Raw genomic sequence first — 6,734 nt, forward strand, 5'->3', positions numbered from 1 at the left:
GAATTCACCGCGACCCGCCCCCCTCGCCGACCAACGCCATCGCGGCGTCCAACTCCCGCTCGTCGGTGGTGTCCCACGGCTGGGCCCAGCCCGCGACGTCGAGCAGCGCAGAAATCACCTGGCCAGTGAATCCCCAGACCAGCATCTCGTTGAGCAGAAACGCCGGGCCGGCCCACCGGCGGCCGAGATCGCCGCGGTACACCATCAGCCGGTTTTCCGGGTTGACGAAGGCGCGCAACGGAACTCGCGCCACGATCGCCGTTTCGGCCTCGTTGACGACGGCCACCGGACCGGGATCCGGCGAATAGGCCAGCACCGGGACGACGTGGAACTGCGACGGCGCGATGAACATCTTCTCCATCGTCGCCAGGGGATAGAGCCGGCTGACGTCGATCCCCGTTTCCTCGCGGGCCTCGCGCAGCGCGGTGTCCACCGGGCCATCGTCGGTGGGATCGGAGGCGCCGCCGGGAAACGCCGCCTGGCCGGCGTGGTGGCGCAGGGTCGAGGCCCGCACGGTGACCAGCAGGTCGGCGTCGTCGGGGAAACCACCATCGGGCGGGCCGGATTCCGAACCGGAGAACAACACCAGCACTGCGGCTTCCCGGCCGCCGCCGCGCAGGGCCGTCACCGCGGACGCGGCCTTGCTGGTGATCATCGCCAGCACATCGGCCGGCAGTCGGCGCCGGGCCGCATCGGGAACGTCATCGACATGGTCGAGCAGCGGACGCAGCCAGGACGGGCAGGCGTCAGGCCGCAACGGAACGGCCCCGCGCGCCGGGGCGGGGTCCCCATTCCGCAGGGGCGAACCCCCAGCACTCACGGCCCCTCCAGTCGGTTCAATTTTTCCGCTTATCCCCTGTCTTTGCCGATCGCGGCCGCGATCTCATCGGCAGTGGTGAAAGCTCGTGGCAGCGTCTGGGCAACGCTACCGTCCGGCCGCAGGACCACCGTCGCGGGCATCACATTAACCACCCGCAGCGCGGCCGCGACCCGGCGACGACCGTCCTGCAGGGTCGGCAGGCGCACCCCGAGCTCGGCCAGCCGCAGCAGGGCGGCCGTCTCGTTCTCGTCTTGATGCACCGTCACCACCGTCACGTCCGAACCGGCCCGACGTTGATACTCGGCCATCGCGGGCAGTTCGGCGGCGCACGGCGCGCACCAATACGCCCACAAGTTGAGGACCACCCGGCGTCCGGCCACCGCGCGGCCGACGTCGACAACCGAACCGTCGGCGGCGCACTCCGCCGTCACACCGCGCAGCGCCTCGGGGCCGGGACCGTTTCCGGCGCCGGGGCACGGCGACAGGTTGGCGCGCTGCCGCGGCCCCGCCAACGCGGCGGGCGTATCGGCGTCGCGGTGTTCCCGGTCGGCCACCGGCCGGTTGCCCGCGGGCGTGGCAGTCCTGTCGGAGTCGTCGCGCAGCTGGGCGACCAGCGCCGCGATCAGCGCCACCACCACCGCCAGGATCGCGATGTGCCAGCGGGCCCTGCGGGTCAGCGTCGGCCTCCAGGTAGGCATTGCGTCCCTGCGCGTAGGTCGCGGACCGGCTTACAGCCCGGCCAGGGCGAGCAGGTGCTCGGTTTCCGGCCCCTTCACCAGCGGCGCGGCCAGCGCCGCCTCGGTGGGCCCCAGGCCGAAGGACGGGCAGTCTTTGGCGATCAGGCAGACGCCGCACGCCGGTTTGCGCGCGTGACACACCCGGCGGCCGTGAAAGATCACCCGGTGGCTCAGCATGGTCCACTCACCGCGTTCGATGAGCTCGCCCACGGCGTGCTCGATTTTGACCGGGTCCTTGTCGGCGGTCCAGCGCCACCTGTGCACCAGCCGCGCGAAATGGGTGTCGACGGTGATGCCGGGGATCCCGAAGGCGTTGCCCAGGATGACGTTGGCGGTCTTGCGTCCCACCCCCGGCAGCGTGACCAGTTCCGCCATGGTCGACGGCACCTCGCCGTCGAAGCGTTCGACCAGGGCCTGCCCCAAACCGATCAACGAGGAGGCCTTGTTGCGAAAGAAACCGGTCGGGCGGATCAGGTTCTCCAGTTCGGCACGGTCGGCTTGCGCGTAGTCCAGCGCCGAGCGGTACCGCTTGAACAGCGCCGGAGTGGTCAGGTTGACCCGCTTGTCCGTGCTCTGCGCCGACAGGATGGTGGCGACGGTCAGCTCCAGCGGCGTCGTGAAATCCAGCTCGCAGTGCGCATCCGGAAACGCTTGCGCCAGAGCACGATTCATCCGTCGCGCCCTTCGCACCAGGCCCACCCGGGTTTCCTGCGACCACCGTCGCGCATCGGCGCCGCCGGACGGGGCCGGAGCCGATTTCGAACGCCCGGACGACTTCGCCGCTGTCACCTACGACAGAGTACTGATTTCGTGATCTGGCCGAGACCCCGTGTTGATTCAAGGCCATGTTTACTCTTCGTGTGTCGTGGTTGCTGGTGGCCGGCGTTCCGGTGCTGCTGATGCTGGCGGCGCTGGGTCTTGGGCGGCTCGAATCGGAGCTCGCCCCCCACGCCACGGCGGTGGCCGACGTCGACGAATTCCTCGAGCTTGCCGGCGGAGTGGACATGCACACGCTGGCGTCCGAAGGCATGCCGGAGGCGTTGGAATACCTGCATCGGCGCGAGCTCGCGCAGCTGCCCACGGCCCCGACGAGCGGGCGCACCGGCGGCCCGCGTCACGCCGCGCCGTCGTTCGCCGTCGGCTTCGTCGATCGCGACGAGATGACATTACCGACGCGGATACACGGCCATTCGCACGTCAATCCGCAGTTTAGGGCACCTCGACACGCCAATCGTGTGTAGCGTTGGCACGTTGGACACAACGGCGTACCTCTAGACTCGTCACGCGAGCAAGGGGTTAGCCTGCCCGTATCACATTAATTTTCTGGGAAAGTTGAAGAGGCAACGTGGACGAGATCCTGGCAAGGGCAGGAATCTTCCAAGGGGTTGAACCCGGCGCAGTCACAGCACTGACCAAGCAGCTGCAACCCGTCGACTTCCCCCGCGGACACACGGTCTTCGCCGAGGGGGAACCCGGTGATCGGCTGTACATCATCGTCTCGGGGAAGGTGAAGATCGGCCGCCGTTCCCCCGATGGACGCGAGAACCTGCTGACGATCATGGGCCCGTCGGACATGTTCGGCGAATTGTCGATCTTCGACCCGGGGCCTCGAACGTCCAGCGCCACCACCATCACCGAGGTGCGGGCGGTGTCGATGGACCGTGACGCGCTGCGGGCGTGGATCGCCGACCGCCCCGAGATCGCCGAACAGCTGCTGCGGGTGCTGGCCCGACGCCTGCGCCGCACCAACAACAACCTGGCTGACCTCATCTTCACCGACGTGCCCGGCCGGGTGGCCAAGCAACTGCTGCAGCTCGCCCAGCGGTTTGGCACCCAGGAGGGTGGCGCGATGCGGGTCACCCACGACCTGACGCAGGAAGAGATCGCGCAGCTGGTGGGGGCGTCCCGCGAGACGGTGAACAAGGCGCTGGCCGACTTCGCCCACCGCGGCTGGATCCGCCTGGAGGGCAAGAGCGTGCTGATCTCGGACTCCGAACGGCTCGCGCGCCGAGCCCGCTAATCCGCGCGGCGCTTCACCGTTCCCCGCCTCACCAGCCCCATGGGCACCGTCTGGGCACCATGCGGTTACTTCACAACGTGTTAGCGCCGGCGCTATCGCATTTCAGAAAAACTGTGCGCTCCCAGAGCCGGAACCGATGCGGCGGTAGTGACTGGCGGGGACGCCCTACGCCGACGACTCGGCGCGCAGGAAATTGAGCTGCACCTGCACCGACCATTCGGCGGCATCCCAGAGCTTCTCGTCGACATCGACATAGACGCGTTCGACGATGCGGCGGGCGCTGGCGTCCTCCCCCAGCTCCCGCAACGCAGAACGCACCTGATCGAGGCGCTCCCGCCGGTGCGCGAGATAGCCCTCGGCGACGCTCGCCAGGTCGGTCAGCTCGGGGCCGTGTCCGGGCAGTACTCCCCGTCGGCCCAGCCCGCGCAGGCGGCGCAGGGATTCCAGGTAGTCCGTCAGGCTGCCGTCCTCCTTGTCGAGAACGGCGGTCCCGCGGCCCAGCACGGTATCGGCGGTCAGCACGGCATCCTCGAGCAGGAACGACAGCGAATCGGCGGTGTGGCCGGGCGTCGCCATGACCTTGATCTTGAGGCCGGCGGCGTCGATCACCTCGCCGTCGGTCAGCTCGCCGCCCAGGCCGCGCAGAAAACCGCTCCCCGCCGAGCGCACGGTCGCGCCGGTCAGCTCGACCAGCTTGTCGATGCCGTCGGTGTGATCGCTGTGCCGGTGGCTGATCAGGACCAGGGCGATACGGCCCAGCGCGGCGACCCGCGCGATGTGGTCGTCGTCGTCGGGCCCGGGATCCACGATGACCAGTTCGTCGCTGCGCGGGCCGCGCAACACCCAGGTGTTGGTGCCCTCGAGCGTCAGCAGACCGGGGTTGTCGGCCAACAGGACCGACGCGGTGTCGGTGACCGCCCGCAGCTTGGCGTACGCGGGGTGGGTCAGCGACTCGGCGGCCTCGGTCACGGGCGTCAGCCGACCTCGACGATCAGCTCCACTTCCACCGGCGCATCCAGTGGCAGCTCGGAGACGCCGACCGCCGACCGCGCGTGCGCGCCATGCTCGCCGAACACCTCGCCGAGCAGTTCGGAGGCCCCGTTGATGACGCCGGGCTGGCCGTTGAACCCCGGGGCCGACGCCACGAACCCGACGACTTTCACCACCCGGGTCACCGCGTCGATGCCCACCAGCGAGTTGACGGCCGCCAGCGCATTGAGCGCGCAGATCCGCGCCAGCGCCTTGCCGTCGTCGGGGCTGACGTCGGCGCCGACCTTGCCGGTTCCCAACAGCTTTCCGGCCTGCATCGGCAACTGCCCGGAGGTGTAGATCAGGTTGCCGGTGCGCACCGCCGGGACGTAGGCGGCCAGCGGCGCGACCACCTCCGGAAGCTCGAGGCCGAGCTCCCCGAGCCGGGCCTTCCAGGAAGGCTGAGCGCTCATCGAGAAAGGCCTTACTTGGGGCGCTTCAGGTACGCGACGTGCTGCTCGCCGGTCGGCCCTTGCAGCACGGACACCAACTCCCAGCCGTCGGCACCCCACTGGTCGAGGATCTGTTTGGTGGCATGCGTCAGCAGCGGGACCGTGACGTACTCCCATGCGGTCGGTTGGCTCATGCCGCGAGCTTATCGGGTCGGGCTAGCATGCGAAGGTGGCAACCACATCGAGCGGCGGAGCTGCCGTCGGCTGGCCTGCGCGCTTGACGAAGGCCCGTTTACATTTCGTGACCGGCAAAGGCGGTACGGGCAAGTCGACCATCGCGGCGGCGCTGGCACTGACGCTCGCCGCCGGGGGCCGCAAGGTCTTGCTCGTGGAAGTCGAAGGCCGCCAAGGGATTGCGCAACTCTTCGACGTCCCGCCGCTGCCATACCAAGAGGTGAAGATCGCGACCGCCGAACGCGGCGGTCAGGTCAACGCCCTGGCGATCGACATCGAGGCCGCCTTCCTGGAATACCTCGACATGTTCTACAACCTGGGCATTGCGGGTCGCGCGATGCGCCGCATCGGCGCGATCGAGTTCGCGACGACGATCGCGCCCGGCCTGCGTGACGTGCTGCTGACCGGCAAGATCAAGGAGACGGTGATCCGCGTCGACAAGAACCGGCTGCCGGTTTACGACGCGATCGTCGTCGACGCCCCGCCGACCGGACGGATCGCGCGCTTCCTCGACGTCACCAAAGCCGTGTCCGATCTGGCCAAGGGCGGCCCGGTGCATTCGCAGGCCGACGGCGTGGTGAGGTTGCTGCACTCCGAGCAGACGGCCATTCACTTAGTCACCCTGTTGGAGGCGTTGCCGGTCCAGGAAACGCTGGAAGCCATCGAGGAGCTCGCCGAGATGCAGCTGCCGATCGGCAGCGTGATCGTGAACCGCAACATTCCGTCTTATCTGCAGCCTGCCGACCTGGCGAAGGCCGCCGAGGGTGACGTTGATGCGGACTCGGTGCGGGCCGGATTGGAAAAGTCCGGAATCAGCTTGAACGACAAGGACTTCGCCGGTCTGCTGACCGAGACCATCGAGCACGCGACGGTCGTCGCGACCCGCGCCGAGATCGCACAACAGCTCGAGGCGCTGAAGATGGCGCGACTGGAACTACCGGCCATCTCCGACGGGGTCGACCTCGGTAGCCTCTACGAGCTGTCGGAATCACTTGCGCAGCAGGGGGTTCGATGAGCACCACGCCCAAACAGCTTGACATGGCCGCCATCCTGGCCGACACCACCAACCGTGTGGTGGTGTGCTGCGGCGCCGGCGGGGTGGGCAAGACCACCACCGCGGCCGCGATCGCGCTGCGTGCCGCCGAATACGGGCGCAACGTCTGCGTTTTGACGATCGATCCGGCCAGGCGGCTGGCCCAGGCGCTGGGGGTCAGCGACCTCGGCAACACGCCGCAACGCGTCCCGCTGGCGGCGGAGGTTCCCGGCGAGCTGCACGCGATGATGCTCGACATGCGCCGTACCTTCGACGAGATGGTGGTCCAGTACTCGGGACCCGGTCGCGCGCAGGCGATTCTGGACAACCAGTTTTATCAGACCGTCGCCAGTTCGCTTGCCGGCACGCAGGAGTACATGGCGATGGAGAAGCTGGGCCAGTTGCTGGCCGAGGATCGCTGGGATTTGGTGGTCGTGGATACGCCGCCGTCGCGCAACGCCCTGGACTT

At 68.4% G+C, this 6,734-nt stretch carries 10 protein-coding genes; 4 read left to right on the plus strand and 6 right to left on the minus strand.

Annotated features, from left to right (window positions below):
- Positions 1–4 precede the first annotated feature (4 nt).
- The 3 genes from A5622_RS09465 to nth are packed head-to-tail and all read right to left on the minus strand — an operon-like array spanning position 5 to position 2,229.
- Positions 5–820, minus strand: coding sequence for a CoA pyrophosphatase (locus A5622_RS09465; protein WP_066878091.1), 816 nt, complete (start codon positions 818–820; stop codon positions 5–7).
- 29 nt (positions 821–849) lie between these two features.
- Positions 850–1,518, minus strand: a complete 669-nt coding sequence (locus A5622_RS09470; protein ID WP_066878092.1) for a TlpA disulfide reductase family protein — start codon at positions 1,516–1,518, stop codon at positions 850–852.
- A 30-nt stretch (positions 1,519–1,548) separates the two neighbouring features.
- The gene (nth, locus tag A5622_RS09475) at positions 1,549–2,229 is read right to left on the minus strand and encodes an endonuclease III (protein WP_066867642.1); all 681 of its coding nucleotides are present in this window, start codon (positions 2,227–2,229) and stop codon (positions 1,549–1,551) included.
- 173 nt (positions 2,230–2,402) lie between these two features.
- Here nth and A5622_RS09480 point away from each other — a divergent pair, with 173 nt between their 5' ends.
- Together A5622_RS09480 and crp are read left to right on the plus strand one after the other, a co-directional pair.
- A complete protein-coding gene (locus A5622_RS09480; protein WP_231997961.1) occupies positions 2,403–2,798 on the plus strand; it encodes a hypothetical protein in 396 nt (131 codons plus the stop codon).
- A gap of 104 nt (positions 2,799–2,902) precedes the next feature.
- On the plus strand, positions 2,903–3,577 hold the full coding sequence (gene crp, locus A5622_RS09485; protein WP_036465140.1) for a cAMP-activated global transcriptional regulator CRP: 675 nt from the start codon (positions 2,903–2,905) through the stop codon (positions 3,575–3,577).
- A 165-nt stretch (positions 3,578–3,742) separates the two neighbouring features.
- Here crp and A5622_RS09490 read toward each other — a convergent pair whose 3' ends face one another.
- The 3 genes from A5622_RS09490 to A5622_RS29060 are packed head-to-tail and all read right to left on the minus strand — an operon-like array spanning position 3,743 to position 5,192.
- Positions 3,743–4,546, minus strand: coding sequence for an MBL fold metallo-hydrolase (locus A5622_RS09490; protein ID WP_066878097.1), 804 nt, complete (start codon positions 4,544–4,546; stop codon positions 3,743–3,745).
- Positions 4,547–4,551: 5 nt separating this feature from the next.
- Complete coding sequence (locus A5622_RS09495) at positions 4,552–5,019, minus strand: RidA family protein (protein WP_066867651.1); 468 nt, start codon at positions 5,017–5,019, stop codon at positions 4,552–4,554.
- Between the two features lie 11 nt (positions 5,020–5,030).
- Positions 5,031–5,192, minus strand: coding sequence for a DUF4177 domain-containing protein (locus A5622_RS29060; RefSeq protein ID WP_007772224.1), 162 nt, complete (start codon positions 5,190–5,192; stop codon positions 5,031–5,033).
- A gap of 35 nt (positions 5,193–5,227) precedes the next feature.
- On the opposite strand from A5622_RS29060, the gene A5622_RS09500 reads away from it, so the two are divergent.
- Together A5622_RS09500 and A5622_RS09505 are read left to right on the plus strand one after the other, a co-directional pair.
- Positions 5,228–6,247 (plus strand): ArsA-related P-loop ATPase, encoded by a 1,020-nt coding sequence (locus A5622_RS09500; RefSeq protein ID WP_066878099.1) that lies wholly within the window; start codon positions 5,228–5,230, stop codon positions 6,245–6,247.
- The coding region (locus A5622_RS09505) for an ArsA-related P-loop ATPase (protein ID WP_156749303.1) at positions 6,244–6,734 on the plus strand (491 nt) is incomplete at its 3' end. The genes A5622_RS09500 and A5622_RS09505, both read left to right, overlap by 4 nt.

Origin of the sequence: Mycobacterium sp. 1245801.1 (genome assembly GCF_001673055.1) — a bacterium.
Taxonomy (GTDB): Bacteria; Actinomycetota; Actinomycetes; order Mycobacteriales; family Mycobacteriaceae; genus Mycobacterium; species Mycobacterium europaeum_A.

Bases quoted from the DNA above. Each gene is read 5' to 3' on its own strand.
- nth (WP_066867642.1), bottom strand. From the start codon at position 2,229: ATGAATCGTGCTCTGGCGCAAGCGTTTCCGGATGCGCACTGCGAGCTG.
- A5622_RS29060 (WP_007772224.1), bottom strand. From the start codon at position 5,192: ATGAGCCAACCGACCGCATGGGAGTACGTCACGGTCCCGCTGCTGACG.
- A5622_RS09480 (WP_231997961.1), top strand. From the start codon at position 2,403: ATGTTTACTCTTCGTGTGTCGTGGTTGCTGGTGGCCGGCGTTCCGGTG.
- A5622_RS09470 (WP_066878092.1), bottom strand. From the start codon at position 1,518: ATGCCTACCTGGAGGCCGACGCTGACCCGCAGGGCCCGCTGGCACATC.
- A5622_RS09495 (WP_066867651.1), bottom strand. From the start codon at position 5,019: ATGAGCGCTCAGCCTTCCTGGAAGGCCCGGCTCGGGGAGCTCGGCCTC.